This is a genomic window from Arthrobacter sp. 05T444 (assembly GCF_056395905.1).
On sequence record NZ_JBFTKK010000029.1, the window covers coordinates 12,524 to 29,558 of the forward strand.

The following is a 17,035-nucleotide window of genomic DNA, read 5'->3' on the forward strand; positions in this document are numbered from 1 at the left end:
AGCGCTTCCCGTCGCTGTTCACCGTGATCGAGCCGGCAGCGTCATTTCGACGTTGCCCATCCGGCCGGACCGCTGCCCGTCGTACTGATGGGCCGCCGTCGAAATCACCGGAACGCCCCACACGGCTGACATGTCCTCCACAGCCGCGCCGGCCTTCAGCCCGAGCTCCAAACCGTCGCCCTCGTTCGACGGCGCACTGATCGGCGTCACCGGGAAAGGCAGGAAAGCGTTGCGGAGCCTCGAATTCCATTCGAACCCGCCGGAGGCCAGTACGACGGCGGTCGCGGCCACGTGCGCGCCGGCCGCGGCACCGCCAAGGCTCACCTTCCATCCGGCATCGGCGGGCTGCAGCTCCTCCACGGGAGTAGATGCCGCGATCTGCACATCGCGGTCCAGGGCGCTCGCAAGCAGGCTCCCGACCAGCGCTCCTCCCATGGTCCGTATCCCGGTGGAAGCCCGATGCTCCAGGAGCGACGGGTCTGCGGCGCGGCCGTTGAGTTCGTCCCGCTCGGTCATGGTGAGCAGCGGGAAGTAGGAGGACTGCCGGATCAGTTCCGACAACCCCGGGTAGTCCTGGGGATCGAAAGCGTTGTTGTCCAAGCCCCGGCCGCCGTTCGCGGAACCTTTCCACTCCATGTGATAGTCCGGGCGGGCGATCGGAGTCATGGACACTTTGGTGTTGCGGTTGAGGTAGTCCACGGCCCGGGGCGCAATGCCCACGTACCAGTCGATTTCCTCAGCCGCCATCACGTGGCCGGCCGCCTCTGAAAGGTAGGCAACGCCGTCGGCATGGCTGTCCTGGTACCCCGCGGCTTTGGCGAGGTGGTTGTTCGGCGCCCACATCACGCCGCCACCGGCGGCTGTCGTCCCGCCCAGAAGGGCGGCCTTTTCGACGACAAGGACGCTCAGGCCGGCATCGGCGGCGCGGACCGCAGCAACCAGACCTGCGGCCCCGCTGCCGATAACCACGACGTCGTACTCGCTGGCGAGCTTTTCGGGTCGAGTGAGGATTGAGGTACTCATGCGACGCTTCCTGCGGGCATCTGGATGAGGATCTTGCCGATCTTCTCCGTGCGCCCCTGCATCAGTCGGAACGCCTGTTGAAGGTCTGCGAACGCGAAGCGGTGGGTCATGAGAGCCCGGGCCTGTTCCGGGTGGCGTGCCAGCAATGCCAGTCCGTCCGGGATGAGGTTCAGGCTCATGCGGCTTCCCATCAAGTCCAGTTCCTTATAGGGGATGTCTTTCATGGAGACGGAGGCTTGGCGCGGGGAGATGCCGACTTGGACGATCCTCCCGGCGCTGGCAACAAGCCTGATGGCGTTCTCAAGGGAGGACGGCACGCCCGTGGCTTCGATGACCAGCTGCGGACCGTAGCCGCCAGTCAGCGCGTCCAGCCGAGGCACCTGTTCGGCGTCAGGGAAATCGCCGCCTGGCGTCACCAGCAAGGTGTCGGCAGCTCCGAATTGGACGGCGAGATCCAAGCGGTGCTGCTCCCTATCGGCGCATACCACGTGGACGCCCAACTCCGTCAGGTAAAGCGTGGCGAGCAGTCCGATGGGTCCACTTCCCAGCACCAGCGCAACTTCACCGGCAACGGGCCGGCCGCGGTTGACTGCCTGGATGGCGATGGATGTGGGCTCTCCCATGGCGGCGATGTCCAGGGGCAGTTCGTCGGGCACGGGACACAGTTTGTCCAGCGGAACTGTTATCAGCTCCACGAGTGCTCCGTCCGAGTAGCAACCGAGGCAGCCGACGTTTTGGCAGACGTTGTACCTGCCCGTGAGGCAGGGTTGGCATGCACCGCAGTAGATCATGGGGTTGACGGCAACCCTGTCGCCTATATTGATGCGGGCTTCGCCGGGGGCTACGGCTTGGTTTGGGCCTATGGCCTCGACGATGCCGGAGAACTCGTGGCCTTGGATGATGGGCAGCTCTGTGGGGTAGTCGTCCTCCCAAATGTGGAGGTCGGTGCCGCAAAGCGTGACGTTGTGGATCCGGACCAGGGCGTGCCCTGATTCGAGGGCGGGTTCAGCTGATTCCTGGAAGTCGATGATCTCTTTCGAAGCCGTGAGCGCGGACAGCATCCCGGGCCTCAGTTCTGCACTGTGTTCACGGCGGTCCGGCCAGCGTCGACGCCAAAGAAGATGTTCCACTGGCGCACTGTGCGTTCCTCGATGAGGCCTGCCTGCTGGAACGGGTCCTGGTCCATGAGCGACTCGACATCCGCCTTGGAATCCCCGGCGATGATCAGCAGGGCGCCGGGAGCTTCCTCGGAGCCGAAGGGGCCGCTCTTGAGGAGCCGGCCGGTCTCGAATTGGGCCTTAAGAAATTCGACGTGCCCGGGCCGGGCCACGTCCCGCTCGGCGGAACTGGAGTAGGAGTACGCGTAGGTGACGGCGAAAGTGGGCATGGAGTTGTCCTCTTCATTGAGTGGGTGGTTGGGCTTTCCTCAATGCTGGGCAACGAATTAGGACTTGTCCAATACTTAATACGTCATCGACTATGTGAAAATTGCACATAGTCGGATCACTCCGCGGGCGTGGGCAGCACCTCTTCGGCCAGGTTAAGGGCCGCCAGCAGGGCCGGGGACATTGCGCCGGGGTTCCAGGCGAGCCCCGAAAAGAGCAGGACTTCATCCCCGGACAGTGGCAGAAAGACCGTGCCTGCGGGCATGATTCCTTCGATGGATTCCGGCATGAGGCTGATGCCGATCCCGCCGGCAACCAGTGAAAGCGCGGTGTAGGGATCTGCGACTTCCTGGCTGATCCTTGGTCGGAATCCGGCGGCAGCACAGGCGGCGAACGTGACCTCCCGGAGGGTGGAACCCTGAGCCGCGGGCATGGTGACGAATGGATCCCCGGCTAACTCCGCTACCTCCACCGATTCCCTCCCGGCAAGCCGGTGGTCTGCCGGCACGGTAGCTCCAAGGCGCTCAGTGGCGATTCTGCGGGTGGCCAGCGTGGGTGCGTCGATGGGCAGGCCGATGAAGGCAAGGTCCAATGCGCCGTGGATCAGTTGTTGCAGGGCTTCCTGGGTGAGCAAACCGCCATGCAGGGACACGTCGAGCTGGGGGTAGTGCTGGCGCAGTGCCCGCGTCAGGGCTGGAAGAGTGGTGTGGTTCAGAGCGCCGGAAAAGCCGATGGCGAGCTTCCCGTAGACCGTTCCGCTTTCAGCCTGGATCGATCTGCGCGCCAGGTCGACTTCTTCGAGGATCTTCCGGGCGTGCGGCAGCAATGAGTGCCCCGCCGTGGTCAGGGTGACGGACCGGGTGTTGCGTTCAAACAGCGGCGCGCCCAGATCCCTTTCGAGCTTCCGGATGGTCTGGCTCAGGGGTGACTGCGCTATCCTGAGCCGCTCTGCCGCCCGCCCGAAGTGCAACTCTTCGGCCACGGCCAGGAAGGCCTCAATCTGCCGCAGTTCCACTTTCGCTCCTAGGTTCTCGGGGTCCGGCCTGCATGTCCCAGCTGCACGGTCCTGGTGTTCAGTGCAAGGCTATATTGGGTTTTGGGGCCGGGAAGGCCGGGCTCCGGAAGTTCGATGGAGGCATCATGGCAAACTCGGCGTCGGGGGAATCCGTCATCGAGCGGGTCGTGAAGATCATGGAGGCCTTTTCCAAGGGCCAACCGTGGCTTCCCTTGCGGGAGATGGTCCGGATCACCGGAATGTCCAGCAGCACAGTGCATCGTCTGGCCACGGATTTGGCCGTGAGCGGGCTACTGGAGCGCAACGAGGCCGGGGAGTTCGGCGTCGGGATGAAGATGTGGGAACTGGCGTCCCGGAGTAACCCCCTCGAAGAGTTCCGCCGCCGCGGCCTGCCGTTCCTGGAAGGCGTCCACGCCGCCGTTCGCGAGCAGGTCGCGCTTGCGATCCCCGACGTCGAATCCGGCACGGTGCTGTACCTCGAGCAGCTGGACCAGCACGGCACCGCAACCAATCTCGCCGCCGTGGCCGGCAGGCTCGGCATCCACAACACGACGCCGGGCATGGCCATGATGGCGCACATGCCCCGCGCCGTGCAGGAGCGCTTCCTCACCGGACCGCTGGAGAAAACCACGGCCGCCACGGAAACCGATCCGGTGCGGATCCGGGCGCATCTGGCCCTGATCCGCGAGCGCGGCTACGTCCGCATGGCCGGAGTGCTGGTGCCGGAGAACACCGCCTATGCAGTCCCGGTTTTCGGCGAGGGCAACACTGTGATCGGTGCGATTGCCGTCGTGCTTCCCACCCTGCACGAGGACCCCCAGGTCATCCTCCCGGTATTGGTGGCCGCGGGACGCGGCCTATCACGGACCATGGGTGCTGAGCGCCGTCCGTATGGCTCCCGCCCGTGGCTGGAAAGCACATCGTCCCGTTGAACGGGAAGTTTCCCCGCGCTGTGTGACGGCAGCCCTACAGTCGTTTTCAGAGGAAAGATCGCTTGTGATCTGGAGCACACATCCCGCAGTCGTCATCAACGACTGCCGAATGGGCTGCACAACAAAGCACTGGCTGGCGATAACAACTCACCCCAATTCTTGGCCGGGCAAGGCACCATGGCGGTGCCACCACCGGCGCACTCAATGAGGAGACAGTATGGGACCCGTGCAGCAGCACTCGCCCTCGGATGTTCACAACCCGGCAGCGCCGGGGGAACACGTCAAAATGCCCAAGAAGGCGGCGCTCGCCTCCTTCCTGGGGTCCACCCTGGAGTACTACGACTTCTTCATCTACGGCACCGCTGCCGCGCTGATCTTCCCGAAGGTCTTTTTCCCTGGCGGAGATCCCGTGGTCGCGCTCCTCGGAGCCATGGCGACGTTCGGCGTCGGCTACTTGGCCAGGCCCCTCGGTGGCGTCGTCATGAGCCACTTCGGCGACAGGATCGGCCGAAAGCAGGCACTCATGATCACGCTGGTCATCATGGGCGTCGCTTCCATCGGCATCGGTTTCCTGCCGACCTACGGGCAGATGGGCTACTGGGCGACAGCGCTTCTGCTGGTAGGCCGCCTGGCCCAGGGATTCTCCGCAGGCGCTGAGTCCGCCGGGGCATCAACCCTCACCATGGAGCACTCACCCGAGGGCCGCCGCGCCTTCTTCACGAGCTTTGTGATGACCGGGTACGCCTCCGGAATGGTGCTGTCCACCATCGTCTTCATCCCCCTCGCCGCACTTCCGGAAGATCAACTCCTCAGCTGGGGTTGGCGCGTGCCATTCTGGCTCTCCGTAGTGGTCCTCGCCGTGGCGTACTGGATCCGCACGCGGCTGGACGAGCCGCCTGTCTTCGAAGAAATCGTCGAAGACGGTAAGCCCAAGTCCGTCCCGGCGGCCGTGGTCCTCAAGACCCAGTGGCGCGACGTACTGCGGGTCGGCGTGGTCATGCTGTTCTCCGTCATGCAAACCACCTTCACGGTCTACGCACTGGCGTACGCCACCGGCCCCGCAATCGGCATTGACCGCACTCTGATGCTCACTGTCAACGCCGTGACGGTCGGCCTGTCCATGGTCACCATTCCCATGGCAGGCGTCATCTCCGACCGGATCGGCCGCAAGAAAGTCCTCCTGGTCGGAGCCGTTGGTTGCGCCGCGACCACCATCGGTTACTTCTGGGCCATCAGCGAGCACAACATCGCACTGATATTCCTCTTCGGCTTCCTGAACATGACCGTCTTCTACTCCTGCTGGAATGGCGTGTGGACGGTCTTCTTCCCCGAGATGTTCCCGGCGGCGGTCCGCTATTCCGGTATGGCGATCGGTAGCCAGATCGGTCTGATCCTGGCTGGCTTCGCACCCGCCATCGCAACGCTTCTTGCACAGCCCGGACACGACGGCTGGATGCCGGTGGCCGGCTTCACCATCCTTTGCCTGGTGGCCTCGGCTATCGCCATCATGACGGCCCGCGAGACCTACAACGTTCCCCTCGAAGAACTGGGAAAGCCGCGGCGCTAGCCACCGAAGGCTGGGCGGCACCCACCTGCCGCCCAGCCAGGACCACACGAAACAACGACCCAATGCCTCGAAAGTTGGATACCCCATGACCTCGTCAGCAGCAGCGCCCCGCACCTTCCGCGTTGGAATCGCGGGTTGCGGCGCCATTTCCCGCAACCACCTGGCGGCGTTCCGTGCTCTGGAGAACGTCCAGATCGTCGGAGTCTGCGACGTGGATCCAGACCGCGCACTGGCCGCGGCTGAAGCGTGGGCCGTGCCCAACGCAGTGACTACCGTGGATGAACTCCTAACCCTGGACCTGGACATCGTCTCCGTCTGCACGCCGCATCCGACGCACGAAGAAGTAGTCCTGAAAGCGGCAGCAGCCGGCGTCCATGCCCTCTGCGAGAAGCCCATCGCCACAAAGCTGGAATCCGCCGAACGCATGGTGGCCGCGTGCGAGGAAGCCGGAGTCCAACTCGGGGTGCTGTTCCAGCGCCGCTTCTGGCCCGCCTCGCAGAAGATCCGCGCCGCGATCGACGACGGCACGCTGGGCCGTGCCATATTGGCCCAGTGCTCGGTCATGCTGCACCGGGCACCCGAGTACTACAACCGCGACGCCTGGCGCGGGACCTGGGAGAACGACGGCGGCGGGGTCCTGATGTCCCAAGCCGTCCACCAGATCGACCTTCTGCAGTGGTACCTGGGTGACGTGGCCGAGGTCTACGGCAAGGTCAACACCTACCGCCACGGCGACTACATAGAGGTAGAGGATTCCGCGACGGCGGTGATCACTTTTACGTCCGGGGCCATGGCTACGCTTGAGGCCTCCACCGCGGTATCGCCAAACCTCGGCATCCAGCTCCGCATCACGGGGGAAACGGGAGCCTCGGCTTCCCTCACGGAATTCCCTGAAGGAAGCGATGGCCGCCTGGACCTGTGGGCGGTAGGCGAGAAGATCGTCGTCGAGCCTGTCCACCCGGAAGGGGCGGAGCCCAACGTCGATCTGTCTGCCATCAACGGCCAGCTGGTTCCATTCCACACCCTTCAGGTCAAGGACTTTGTCCGTGCCTTGGAGACCGGAACCGAACCTGCCATCACGGGCAAGGACGCACTCAAGTCCCTGCGGATCCTGCTGGCCGTCTATGAGTCCTCCCGCACCGGCGAGCCCGTTCGCTTCGCGCCGGTCCACGCCGCTCATACGAGCATCCCGGAACTGCGGGTGGGCCAGAAGGTGGCAGGTTAAGCGATGGTTGCCAACTCACGCTTCGCGGAGCGCCCCCTGACCCTTGGCCGCAACGGCCGGATCCCGAAGACGCTACGCAACCGCCTCGCCTCGGCGCCGATGGAGCGCAATTACGGCACCACGGACGGTTACATCACCGAGCAATACATCGACTACCTGGTGACCAGGGCCAAGGCCGGCCTCGGCATGGTGACCACCGAAGCCACTTATATACGGGCCGACGGCAAAGGCCGCACCCACCAACTGGGCCTGCATACGGATGACATGATTCCCGGTCTCCGCCGCCTCACCGATGCCCTGCACGCCGAAGGCGCGCTTGCCGCCGTCGAACTTAATCACGGCGGCCGCACCGCGCAGTCCTCGGTGTCCGGACTCAGGAATGTGGCGCCATCGCCGGTGTCATGCGCGACGGCGGGTGGTGAAGTTCCACAGGAACTCACCGCCGCCGAGTGCTACGAACTCGTGGAGGCTTACGCGCAGGCGGCTCGCCGCGCAGTGGCAGCCGGCTTCGACGTCATCAACCTGCACGGCGCCCACGGGTACCTGATTCACCAGTTCATGTCGCCGATTTCCAACCACCGCACGGACGAGTTCGCAGCGCCGGAGTTGTTCATGAACCTCGTGATCGACGCCGTCCGCGAGGCCGTGCCGGACACGATCCTGGGCATGCGCGTTTCCGTGGTGGAAGGCCCCGCCGATGGCATCAACGCCGAGCAGCAAGTGGCCATCGTCGCCAAGGCCGACTTGGACAAGCTCGACTTCCTGGACCTTTCCGCAGGCAGTTACGACGCCGGCGAATGGATTGTGCAGTCGGGGGAGTGGAAGCCCGGAGTCCTGTCCGACTACGCCAAGGCCTACCGCCAGTTCGGACTTCCGCTGGGCATGGCCGGGCGCCTCAACAGCCCGCAGGTCATTGAGGAAGTCCTCAGCGAAGGAACCTGCGATTTCGTCAGCCTGGCCCGCGCCATCCACGCCGATCCGGCGTTCGTGGGCGGCGTGCTGCGCGGCGAACGCTACCGTCCCTGCATCGCGTGCAATGTCTGCATCGACAACCTCGGCCTCGGCCAGGTCACCTGCACCGTCAACCCTGCCGTCGGCCGCTCCCGCGTGACCGTGCCCACGCCCACCGTCCGCTCCGACTCCAGCGTGCTGGTGGTCGGTGCCGGACCTGCGGGCCTCACCGCCGCCCGCGAACTCGCCGAGGCCGGTGCCCGCGTGACGTTGATCGACGACGGCGCGCGGCCCGGTGGGCAGTTCACCCTCGCCGAACGCATGAAGTCCACGCCGGACTTCCACCGTTTCGCCGATTGGTCGGGTTCGGAAAACGCCCGCTTGGGCGTGGAGGTCCGCGTCGGAGCGCACATTGACACGTCCGACGCCGGCAGGCTGGCCCGAGATTTCGGCGCCGACGCCGTGGTGATTGCCACCGGTGGGCGCCGGCCGGCGATGGAGTTCGACTTCCCTGATGTCGAAGGCGGTGACTCACCGAGCGTCAGCGACATTCGGGACTGGCTCGCGGCCCATCCGGAGATCCTCGACGCCGGGACGTCACCGTCCGTGCCGACCGCCGTGACGATCTGGGGCGCAGATTCGGTGGCCATGTCCGTGGCTGACACCCTCGCGGCCAAAGGCACGGCTGTCTTGATCGTCGGTCCGCAGGCAGCGTTGGCTCCGGAGTCCGGGCGCCGTGCCAAGATTCTTGCCGTGCCGCGGCTGGAGTCAAACCCGCGGGTGCGGATCTTCCTGTCCAGCACCATCGAGGAATTCGACGGCGGCCGGGTACGGGTCAGCCGGACGGGACTTGCAGACGAATGGATCGATGCGCCCGGTGATCTGTTGGTCTCGCGTTCGCTGCTGCCACTTGACGCAACGCCCACGCTCACCGAGCGCGAGGCCGAACTGGGCCGCGAAGCCGGCTTTCCCGTGGCACTTGCGGGAAGCGTCGTCGATCAGAATCCCGCCATCGTGTCCAACGCCGTTAAGAGTGGCTACGACGCAGCGCAAAGGATCGCAGCCGCATTGGCCCCCGTCACGAACGCCAGCAACAACCCCACCCCGAACGGAGCCCGCAAGTGACAGCACAAGCCCGACGCCTAGGCCTCGCACAGCTATGCCTCGTGGGCACAGCGCCGCCGGACCTGGTCACCATCGCAGCGGAGGCCCGCTTCGATTTCATCGGTGCACGGGTCAGGCCCGTCACGGCAATGGAGCGGCCCTACAACCTCCAGCCGGGGTCGCCCATGCTCCAGGAAACCTTGGTGAGAATGGAGGACACAGGAATCACGGTTGAAGACATCGAGTTCCTGCTCCTGGATGGAACGGGCCTGCAGAACGGCAAGGATCAACGCAACGCCTGGTTGCAGATGATGGAGGCCGGCCAAGCGCTGGGGGCTTCCACACTGACAGTCGCTTGCTCGGATCCGGACATGGACAGATTCGGGGACCACCTCGCGCAGATGACCCAGGACGGCAAGGCTTACGGCATCATGCCTGCGCTGGAGCCAATCGCCTACCAAGCCGTCCGCTCGATTCCCCAAGCAGCCTTGTTGGCCCGCCGAGCCGGCTGCAAGGTGGTTGTGGATGCCCTCCACTTCAACCGTTTCGGCGGCACCTTGGCGGAACTGGGAGCAGCCGCGGACGTCGTTCCATTGGTCCAACTCTGCGACGGCCCGGCGAATGCACCTGCCAACAGGGACGGACTCGTGGCCGAGTCCCGTTCAGAGCGCGGTGTTCCAGGGGAAGGCGACTTTGATCTCGCAGCCTTGATCTCGGCGTTCCCGGAGGGTACCCCCATCAGCGTCGAAACGCCCTCGGACAGCCGGGTGGCGGCCATGGGCGAACTGGCGTGGGCCAGACACCTCAAGGCAGCCGCCGATTCCACCCTGAACAGCGCCGTCCAGGACACCACAACACTTAGTTGGAGCGAGAATTGAACACCACTGCAAGCCCCCGCCGGATCCTGGACTGCGATGTCCTGGTAGTAGGCTCCGGCGCTGGCGGCCTGTCCGCAGCTGTGACCGCGGCCTATCACGGACTGAAAGTCATCGTCGTGGAGAAGGCTCCAGTCTGCGGCGGCGCAACATCGTGGTCCGGCGGTTGGGCCTGGGCGCCGGGCAACCCGTTGGCGAAGGCGGAAGGCGTCAACGAGGACAAGGAAACGTTCCGAACCTATCTCCGCGAGGTCCTTGGCGATGACTACCAAGCCGAAAAGGTGGACGCGTTTCTCGAATCCGCTCCGCACATGGTGGACTTCTTCCACAAAAAGACCTCCCTGCAGTTTGTCCCCGGCAGCCGGATCAACGACATTTACGGCAAGCTTCCCGGCGCCGGAAGAGGCAACCGCTCCGTGGGCCCGAAGCCTTTCAATGCACGCAACATCAAGCCCGGCCTGCGAGCCAAAATGCGCCACCAGCTCTACGAAACCTCCTTCCTGGGCATGGGCATCATGGCCGGACCGGACCTTTCCAAATTCCTTTCGGCGTCGCAAGGCAATCTCCACGGAATCTTCCACGCGGGCTGGCGCTTCGGCTTCCACCTGCTGGATTTGCTGATGCATCGCCGCAACATGCAGCTGGTCAACGGCACGGCCCTGACCGGCAGGCTCATGAAATCCGCGGACGATCTTGGCGTCGATCTGCGCGTCTCCACGCGTGCCACAGCGTTGCTTACCGATGAGAGGGGAAAGGTGACGGGCGCCGTCGTACATTCTTCTGAAGGTGAGCTGCAGATCAACACTGCCCGCGGCGTCGTGCTCGCCTCGGGCGGCTTCCCCAACAACGTGCAGCGGCGCAAGGAGCTGTTCCCCAAAACGCCTACCGGCCGGGAGCACTGGACCCTCGCTCCGGGGGAGACCACCGGTGATGGCATCAACCTGGCCCAGGCCGTGGGAGCCCGGTTCAAAACAGTGAAGTCGGCGGCGGCGTGGTGCCCGGTGTCGCTGGTGCCATACGGCAACGGCAGGACCGGCGTGTTCCCGCACATCATGGACCGCGCCAAGCCGGGCAGCATCGGCGTCCGCGCAGACGGGAAGCGGTTCGTGAACGAGGCCAACGGCTACCACGACTACGTCGAGGCGCTTCTGGCAGCAACGCCCGAGGGTGAAACCGTGGAGTCCTGGCAGATCGCTGACAGCCGGTTTGTTCGCAAGTTCCCGCTGGGCATGGCCAAGCCGCTGCCAGTTCCGCTCTTCCCGTACCTGCGCTCCGGATACCTGATCAAGGGGCAGACGCTGGAGGAACTGGCGAGGAAATGCGGCGTCGATCCTGCCGGGCTGCGCGAAACCGTGGCGACGTTCAACACGCACGCCCGTTCCGGCGTCGATCCTGATTTCGGCCGTGGCGAGACGGCCTTCAACCGCTACGGCGGCGACGCCGGCAACCAGCCCAACCCCTCGCTGGGGCCTATCGAGAAGGGCCCGTTCTATGCGGTGCGCGTAGTGCCGGGCAGCTTCGGGACGTTCGCGGGCCTGGACACCGACGGCCTTGGCCGGGCGCTCAACAACGACGGCGAGCCCATCGACGGTCTGTACGTCGCAGGCAATGACCAAGCCAACGTCATGGGTGGCCACTACCCGGCGGGCGGCATCAACCTTGGCCCGGCGCTGACGTTCGGTTACATCGCCGGCCGCGACCTGGCGGGCGTAAATAATTATGAGGTTGCGTTGTGAGTGACGTTCTTCAACGCACGACGGCGGAACTCGCCTCGGGTGTCCAGATTCCGGTCATTGGGTAAGGGACATGGCCGTTGATGGATGAGGAGGCGAGTGGGCCGCCGCGCTGGGGGAGGGAGTGGGCTCGAACCTGTCTTTCCCCCTCCTCCTGGAGGGGGAAACGGAAGCTGGCCTGAACATGCAAGCGGAAGCTACTCCGCGTCGATTTCCTCCAGCAGATCCTTTGCCGCTTTGCGGATGTCCTCGTGATCATGCTGCGCCGCACGACTCTCGAGCGAAATGATCGCGCAGCGGTGGACCTTCTTGAAGTCGCCGAACGGAAAGCTGACGCTTCCCTTGGTCCCCTCGGATTGTTCCTTGTCAATGCCGAGGTGCCACTTCGAAAATTCAGCAAACCCGTGCTTGTCGATGAACGCGTTTTCATCATCGGTGGACGGCGCGTGTTCGCTCCAGTCATCGCGGATGTCCTGCTGCACCTTCCCCTGTTTTACGAGCTCGCGGGCGAGTTCCAATGCCTTGCGGTTCAGTTTCGTGGCCATCTGGTGCCTCCGCAGTGGGTTCCGGTGTTGGGCTGGGCGGGCAGAGCCGAGTCCATCTCTAGGCTAGAACCGTCGACGGCGGCCCGCCAGTATCGAGGCAAGCTCAGCCTGATGACTCCCGGTTTTCCATCCGGCCCCAGGGATTTACCCCGCGGAGACTCCGCCGAAACGTTTCCACAACAATGGGTGCCTAGCTTGGCAGCATGACCTTTGAAGCCATGGCCAGGATCCGCGACAGCATCGTTGACGCGTTGTTCCCCGCCCAGCCCAGCACCGCGGAGCAAGCCACCGACGCCCTGCGCGAGGTGACGCGCTGGGCCTGGCTGCCTGCCCTGAGCGGCGTTGCCGTGTCCGGGGACCACGCCCGCAGGGCCCATGAAACCGCCGTGCGGGCGGCCGCGGAATAGCCTCACATCGGCGATAGATGTCGCGTCGCACACACTAGTCTTCCATTTGCTGCATAATGACCTAAACTGCTTCACTGAGGTGCCTGAAATGGCGCTGCGCAGCAACGAAAGTGAACAACCACATGGCTACCGATTACGACGCCCCACGCAAGACAGAAGAAGAGTCTCCCTCCGAATCGCTGGAGGCCCTTCAGGCGTCCCGCGGCGGCGGCGCCCAGACCGCTGTTATCGACGTCGACGAGAACGACACCGCTGAAGGCATTGACCTTCCGGGCGCAGATCTCTCCGGCGAAGAACTGACGGTCATTGTTGTTCCCGAGCAGTCCGATGAATTCACGTGCTCCTCCTGCTTCCTGGTCCGTCACCGGTCCCAGGTCGCACGCGAAAAGAACGGCATGAAGTACTGCCGCGACTGCGAAGGCTAATACTGCCCTTAGGCGCGCGCTCTTCATAGCAAAGCAACGCGAGACGCCGGCAGCCCAACAGGGAAGCTGGCGCCTCGCTTTTTTGTGCCCTTTCCGCCCGCACAGCCGATCTGCCGGACGTGGCGGACCGGCCGGAAAATACTGCTTCCGCTTCCGCTGATATCGGCCGTTATCAGCGGTAACAGGAATATGGAGGTAGCGGCACGAACAGCTCTCAAACGCCCCAATTCCGAGCCTGGAATCACGTTCCCGTAATCGGTCGCCGAGGAGACTAACGGTTCCGCCCCGAACCGGATACAACCCTCGTTTTGGGGTTCCGGCACTCCTACGCTTGAGCTATCCAATCACTCGAGGGGGTGGCCAAAATGAAAAAAATCTATGCTTGGCTGACAGCTATCCTTATGGCTGTCGGACTAGGCCTTCTTGTTCCGGGGTCCGCCTCCGCGGCCTCGTATTGCGGACTCGTCTGGGGCTCGTTGGCAAAAACCAACCAGGCCATGAGCACCGCAGCAGTAACCAACGTTCGGACGGGGCAGCATTACTGCTTCGACCGGATGGTGATCCATATTAAGGGGAAAGCGGGAGGCTACAACGTCCGCTACGTCTCTAAGGTGGTCCAGGACGGCTCCGGCCTGCCCGTCAAGCTGAGGGGCGGCGCGTTCCTTCAGGTCACCGTCCATTCACCGGCCTACGACAACGTCACCGGGAAGGCCACATTCATTCCGGCCAACCGGTCAGAGGTGACTAACGTATCCGGATACCAGACCTTCAGGCAGGTGGCCTGGGCAGGCAGCTTCGAGGGCTACACCACCCTTGGACTCGGCGTCCGCGCCCGGCTGCCGTACAAGGTCTTCACCCTCGCCGGACCGGGCTCGGGCACACGGCTCGTCATCGACGTTGCCCACCACTGGTGACGAGCCGGGTTGTTCAAACCCTTGAAACCCTGAACTCGCGAATCGCCGATTAACCAAGCGACGCCCCGCCCCCGGCAACCCGGGAACGGGGCATCGCTTTGCTGTTCTAGAAGGGCTGTGCTTCGAGGGGACGGCGTTTCGGGCCGGCCGTGCCCGGGTACAACGGTGATTAGTTTCCGAAGTCCCACGCCGGACCCGGCGTGGGACCGTCGGCCTGACTAAGCACCATCCAGGATGGGGAAGGACGCCACATCTTGGACACCGCCGTGTCCGTGTGAATACAATAGGTGCCCGGGCGACGCCTTCAGGTCTGTGAAACCTGGCGGGATCGAGTAGCAGGACAAGTCTCCCATCCGAAGTTGCCTCTGTGGAAGGAATGCTGTGTCAACTGGTTCTGCACCGATGCGGCACGACGGAGATTCGATCTATGCCCAGCTGCGCTCTGAAATCCTGGGCGGCGCAATTCCTCCGGCGACTCCATTACGGGAGGTTACCCTGGGGGAACGCTTCGGCGTCTCCCGCACTCCGGTACGCGAAGCTCTTCGCCGTCTCCAGCACGACCGGCTTCTGGACCGTGGCGCCCGCGGTCTGCAAGTCCATCAGGCGACCCCGCAGGAGGTCATCCAGGTATACGACGTGCGGATTCTTTTGGAACAGGAGGCGGCCGGGCAGGCAGCCCTGTCCCGCGGCATCACTGACATAATGCAGCTCGAAGGCCTGGTGGAGCGTGATCGCGCGCTTTCGGGTCCGGATGACCAGACCCGGGCGTCGACGAACCTGGAGTTTCACGCCGCTGTCTGGGCGGCCGCGCATAATCCGGTCCTCCAGGATCTCCTGCAGCGGCTTTCCACCCACCTGATTCGCACCCCCCACTCGACTCTGTCGGTAGGAAAGCGTTGGGATGAGGCCCTGGCCGAGCACGCGAAGCTGGTCGCGGCCATCACCGCCGGCGACGAAACCGGTGCGCGGAACACCGCGCGCGAACACATGGAGACAGCCCGCATGATCAGGCTCGACCTGCTGCGGAAATCGGCCTCCTACTAAGATTCCCCAGCGGCTCTCCCGCTAAACCTTCTTCCGCGGAGTACCAGCCGTCCGTGTCCCCCTGGCATGCCAGTATTGCCCGCGGCGCCGCTGGCTCTCGTATCCGTTGCCGGGGCGGGTGCAGGCGTGAGCACCCACCGGAGACTCCCAAGACTTGCCGTGATTGCGGCCACTATGCAACACTGTACTTCACTGTATACAGTCGTATTCCATCAAAGGAGATAGATCATGACAGCGATCACAGAGACGGACACCGTCGTTGAGTTCCGCAGGGTCGGCAAGCGCTTCGGCAGCATGCAGGCCCTGACCGGCATTGATTTGTCGGTGCGCCGTGGCGAGGTGGTCGTCATACTGGGCCCGTCAGGGTCGGGCAAATCGACGCTGTGCCGGTGCATCAACCGGCTGGAAGCCATCGACGAGGGTCACATCCTCATCGACGGCCACGAACAGCCTGTCGAGGGCAGGGACCTGTACAAGTTCCGTACCGAGGTGGGGATGGTCTTCCAGTCCTTTAACCTCTTCTCGCACAAGACCATCCTCGAGAACATCACCCTCGCTCCACGGAAGATCCTGGGCCTGAACAAGCAGGCGGCAGAGACCCGGGCCCTCGAGCTGCTGGCCATGGTGGGCATCGCCGACAAGGCACACAGCCGGCCGTCCCAGCTTTCCGGAGGCCAGAAACAGCGCGCAGCCATCGCCCGTGCACTGGCCATGGAACCCAAGGTCCTGCTCTTTGATGAACCCACGTCCGCGCTCGACCCGGAATCCACCCGCGAGGTTCTGGCAACCATGCGGAACCTGGCGCAGAGCGGCACGACGATGATCGTCGTGACCCACGAGATGTCCTTCGCCCGTGCTTTCGCCGACCGGATCGTCTTCATGGCCGCCGGAGCCATCGTCGAAATTGCTGAGCCTGAAACATTCTTCACCTCCCCTTCCAGCGACCGGGCCAAAGCCTTCCTCTCCTCGGTCCACTAACAGCGCCTGTGCAAAGACGCACCCACCCTAAGGAGTAACCATGAAACGCCAGCACTTCCTGCCCGCACTGGCCATCGCCGGCGCCCTGATCCTGGGCACCACAGCCTGCGCCGGCACCGCCCCGGCCGCCGACAGCCAGCCCGCCCAGAACTTCCCGGCCAACAGCACGATGGACAAGATCCAGAAACGCGGCAAAGTCATCGTCGGGGTCAAATTCGACCAGCCGCTCTTTGGCGTGAAAAATCCAGTCACCGGCAAGATGGAAGGCCTGGACATTGAGATGGCCAGAATCCTGGCCAAGGACCTCACCGGCAGTGCAGACAATGTCGAGTTCGTGGAGGCGGTCACCAAAAACCGCGAAGCGTTCCTGCAGCAGAACAAGGTCGACGTCGTGATCGCCTCCTACGCCGTGACGGAAGAGCGGAAGAAAGTCGTCAGTTTCGCCGGACCTTACCTCGAGAGCAACGTGGCCTTGCTGGTCCGCAAGGACGACAGCTCAGTGAACAAACCCGAGGATCTCCAGGGCAAAACCGTGTGTTCCACCACCGGCGCCCGCGCTGCCCAGCTGATCGGTGAGGCCGTGCCCGCGGCCAACGTGGTCCTGTTCAGCACCTACAGTGAATGCGCACAGGCACTGAAGGACAAGAGGGTCGATGCGGTGACCACCACCGAGGCCATCCTGCTCGGTGTCCAGTCCCAGAATCCGGACGCCTACCGCATCGCGGACGGCCATCTGGCCGATGCCGAGGAATTTGCCATCGGTTCCGCGAAAGACGATGCAGCATTCCATGACTACCTTGATCAGCTTCTGAACAAGGCCATCGCGGACGGGGACTGGAAGAAGGCCTACGACTCCACGATCGGCAAGGTCAAGCCCGGCGACGTTACCCCGCCCAAAGTAACCCTGTAGGG

Annotated in this window: 17 protein-coding genes; 12 read left to right on the top strand and 5 right to left on the bottom strand. The window is 64.0% G+C overall.

Annotation, left to right across the window (positions count from 1 at the left end; genetic code table 11):
• Positions 1 to 18: 18 nt before the first annotated feature.
• From AC1DD3_RS20065 to AC1DD3_RS20080, 4 genes are all read right to left on the bottom strand, one after another.
• Entirely contained in the window at positions 19 to 1,023 is a 1,005-nt protein-coding gene (locus AC1DD3_RS20065; RefSeq protein WP_476882366.1) for an FAD-dependent oxidoreductase, read from the bottom strand.
• Positions 1,020 to 2,153 (bottom strand): alcohol dehydrogenase catalytic domain-containing protein, encoded by a 1,134-nt coding sequence (locus AC1DD3_RS20070; protein WP_476882367.1) that lies wholly within the window; start codon positions 2,151 to 2,153, stop codon positions 1,020 to 1,022. The genes AC1DD3_RS20065 and AC1DD3_RS20070 overlap by 4 nt, the downstream gene beginning before the upstream one ends.
• A complete protein-coding gene (locus tag AC1DD3_RS20075; RefSeq protein ID WP_476882368.1) occupies positions 2,093 to 2,410 on the bottom strand; it encodes a YciI family protein in 318 nt (105 codons plus the stop codon). Before AC1DD3_RS20075 ends, AC1DD3_RS20070 begins: the two co-directional genes overlap by 61 nt.
• 116 nt (positions 2,411 to 2,526) lie before the next feature.
• A complete protein-coding gene (locus AC1DD3_RS20080) occupies positions 2,527 to 3,423 on the bottom strand; it encodes a LysR family transcriptional regulator (protein WP_230119753.1) in 897 nt (298 codons plus the stop codon).
• Positions 3,424 to 3,548: 125 nt separating this feature from the next.
• On the opposite strand from AC1DD3_RS20080, the gene AC1DD3_RS20085 reads away from it, so the two are divergent.
• The 6 genes from AC1DD3_RS20085 (at position 3,549) to AC1DD3_RS20110 (ending at position 11,813) form a co-directional block, all read left to right on the top strand.
• Positions 3,549 to 4,355, top strand: coding sequence for an IclR family transcriptional regulator (locus tag AC1DD3_RS20085; protein ID WP_230119754.1), 807 nt, complete (start codon positions 3,549 to 3,551; stop codon positions 4,353 to 4,355).
• A gap of 217 nt (positions 4,356 to 4,572) precedes the next feature.
• Positions 4,573 to 5,922 carry an MFS transporter gene (locus AC1DD3_RS20090; RefSeq protein WP_230119755.1) on the top strand — a complete coding sequence of 450 codons (1,350 nt, stop codon included), beginning with the start codon at positions 4,573 to 4,575 and terminating at the stop codon, positions 5,920 to 5,922.
• Between the two features lie 85 nt (positions 5,923 to 6,007).
• On the top strand, positions 6,008 to 7,147 hold the full coding sequence (locus AC1DD3_RS20095; protein WP_476882369.1) for a Gfo/Idh/MocA family protein: 1,140 nt from the start codon (positions 6,008 to 6,010) through the stop codon (positions 7,145 to 7,147).
• 3 nt (positions 7,148 to 7,150) lie between these two features.
• A complete protein-coding gene (locus tag AC1DD3_RS20100; protein ID WP_476882370.1) occupies positions 7,151 to 9,223 on the top strand; it encodes an FAD-dependent oxidoreductase in 2,073 nt (690 codons plus the stop codon).
• Positions 9,220 to 10,080 carry a sugar phosphate isomerase/epimerase family protein gene (locus tag AC1DD3_RS20105; RefSeq protein WP_230119758.1) on the top strand — a complete coding sequence of 287 codons (861 nt, stop codon included), beginning with the start codon at positions 9,220 to 9,222 and terminating at the stop codon, positions 10,078 to 10,080. The genes AC1DD3_RS20100 and AC1DD3_RS20105 overlap by 4 nt, the downstream gene beginning before the upstream one ends.
• Positions 10,077 to 11,813, top strand: a complete 1,737-nt coding sequence (locus AC1DD3_RS20110; RefSeq protein ID WP_476882371.1) for an FAD-dependent oxidoreductase — start codon at positions 10,077 to 10,079, stop codon at positions 11,811 to 11,813. Before AC1DD3_RS20105 ends, AC1DD3_RS20110 begins: the two co-directional genes overlap by 4 nt.
• A gap of 194 nt (positions 11,814 to 12,007) precedes the next feature.
• Here AC1DD3_RS20110 and AC1DD3_RS20115 read toward each other — a convergent pair whose 3' ends face one another.
• Complete coding sequence (locus AC1DD3_RS20115; protein ID WP_476877623.1) at positions 12,008 to 12,355, bottom strand: hypothetical protein; 348 nt, start codon at positions 12,353 to 12,355, stop codon at positions 12,008 to 12,010.
• 203 nt (positions 12,356 to 12,558) lie between these two features.
• Between AC1DD3_RS20115 and AC1DD3_RS20120 the strand changes: the two genes are divergently transcribed.
• The 6 genes from AC1DD3_RS20120 to AC1DD3_RS20145 all read left to right on the top strand — a co-directional run bounded on the left by AC1DD3_RS20120 (position 12,559) and on the right by AC1DD3_RS20145 (position 17,033).
• Entirely contained in the window at positions 12,559 to 12,762 is a 204-nt protein-coding gene (locus AC1DD3_RS20120; protein WP_476882372.1) for a hypothetical protein, read from the top strand.
• A gap of 122 nt (positions 12,763 to 12,884) precedes the next feature.
• The gene (locus AC1DD3_RS20125) at positions 12,885 to 13,187 is read left to right on the top strand and encodes a DUF4193 domain-containing protein (protein WP_056627517.1); all 303 of its coding nucleotides are present in this window, start codon (positions 12,885 to 12,887) and stop codon (positions 13,185 to 13,187) included.
• A 365-nt stretch (positions 13,188 to 13,552) separates the two neighbouring features.
• Complete coding sequence (locus AC1DD3_RS20130) at positions 13,553 to 14,101, top strand: AMIN-like domain-containing (lipo)protein (RefSeq protein ID WP_476882373.1); 549 nt, start codon at positions 13,553 to 13,555, stop codon at positions 14,099 to 14,101.
• A gap of 381 nt (positions 14,102 to 14,482) precedes the next feature.
• Entirely contained in the window at positions 14,483 to 15,145 is a 663-nt protein-coding gene (locus AC1DD3_RS20135; protein WP_476882374.1) for a GntR family transcriptional regulator, read from the top strand.
• A gap of 228 nt (positions 15,146 to 15,373) precedes the next feature.
• Positions 15,374 to 16,123 carry an amino acid ABC transporter ATP-binding protein gene (locus tag AC1DD3_RS20140; protein WP_476882375.1) on the top strand — a complete coding sequence of 250 codons (750 nt, stop codon included), beginning with the start codon at positions 15,374 to 15,376 and terminating at the stop codon, positions 16,121 to 16,123.
• A 40-nt stretch (positions 16,124 to 16,163) separates the two neighbouring features.
• Complete coding sequence (locus AC1DD3_RS20145) at positions 16,164 to 17,033, top strand: glutamate ABC transporter substrate-binding protein (RefSeq protein WP_230119765.1); 870 nt, start codon at positions 16,164 to 16,166, stop codon at positions 17,031 to 17,033.
• The last annotated feature ends 2 nt before the right edge of the window (positions 17,034 to 17,035 follow it).

Coding starts and splice junctions, on each gene's coding strand:
- AC1DD3_RS20065 (WP_476882366.1), bottom strand. CDS start 1,023: ATGAGTACCTCAATCCTCACTCGACCCGAAAAGCTCGCCAGCGAGTAC.
- AC1DD3_RS20075 (WP_476882368.1), bottom strand. CDS start 2,410: ATGCCCACTTTCGCCGTCACCTACGCGTACTCCTACTCCAGTTCCGCC.
- AC1DD3_RS20085 (WP_230119754.1), top strand. CDS start 3,549: ATGGCAAACTCGGCGTCGGGGGAATCCGTCATCGAGCGGGTCGTGAAG.
- AC1DD3_RS20090 (WP_230119755.1), top strand. CDS start 4,573: ATGGGACCCGTGCAGCAGCACTCGCCCTCGGATGTTCACAACCCGGCA.
- AC1DD3_RS20095 (WP_476882369.1), top strand. CDS start 6,008: ATGACCTCGTCAGCAGCAGCGCCCCGCACCTTCCGCGTTGGAATCGCG.
- AC1DD3_RS20100 (WP_476882370.1), top strand. CDS start 7,151: ATGGTTGCCAACTCACGCTTCGCGGAGCGCCCCCTGACCCTTGGCCGC.
- AC1DD3_RS20115 (WP_476877623.1), bottom strand. CDS start 12,355: ATGGCCACGAAACTGAACCGCAAGGCATTGGAACTCGCCCGCGAGCTC.
- AC1DD3_RS20120 (WP_476882372.1), top strand. CDS start 12,559: ATGACCTTTGAAGCCATGGCCAGGATCCGCGACAGCATCGTTGACGCG.
- AC1DD3_RS20125 (WP_056627517.1), top strand. CDS start 12,885: ATGGCTACCGATTACGACGCCCCACGCAAGACAGAAGAAGAGTCTCCC.
- AC1DD3_RS20130 (WP_476882373.1), top strand. CDS start 13,553: ATGAAAAAAATCTATGCTTGGCTGACAGCTATCCTTATGGCTGTCGGA.
- AC1DD3_RS20140 (WP_476882375.1), top strand. CDS start 15,374: ATGACAGCGATCACAGAGACGGACACCGTCGTTGAGTTCCGCAGGGTC.
- AC1DD3_RS20145 (WP_230119765.1), top strand. CDS start 16,164: ATGAAACGCCAGCACTTCCTGCCCGCACTGGCCATCGCCGGCGCCCTG.